The following is a 250-nucleotide window of genomic DNA, read 5'->3' as shown; positions in this document are numbered from 1 at the left end:
TTTCTTGTTCCTATATAATTCTCATGTTTATGAATACGAATCCATCTTACTTTTTCTCCGTAACCGATCTTCTCATTTACGATTAACATCTTCTGGGGTATTTTTTGAGCGAATTTATTTCTATGGAAAAATAAAATATCTTGTAAAAGTCTTTGTTAAGGCTTTTCAAGTCAATCTATTGTTGTTGAAGGATCCTTTCATGCATTATGTTAGGTATCAAGGAAAATCAATTCTCGCTTCAAAAGGGACG

The 250-nt window shown here is 31.6% G+C and carries 1 protein-coding gene; it reads left to right on the top strand.

All coding sequences use genetic code 11. From position 1 onward, the window contains the following. Positions 1-4 precede the first annotated feature (4 nt). A partial coding sequence (locus FN960_RS24525; protein ID WP_368854071.1) for a hypothetical protein occupies positions 5-250 on the top strand: 246 nt, incomplete at its 3' end.

It is taken from the genome of Alkalicoccobacillus porphyridii, assembly GCF_007293315.1.
In the GTDB taxonomy this organism is placed as follows: domain Bacteria; phylum Bacillota; class Bacilli; order Bacillales; family Bacillaceae_D; genus Alkalicoccobacillus; species Alkalicoccobacillus porphyridii.
The sequence above is the reverse complement of the archived record's forward strand: the minus strand, read 5'-3'. Positions and strand labels throughout refer to the sequence as shown.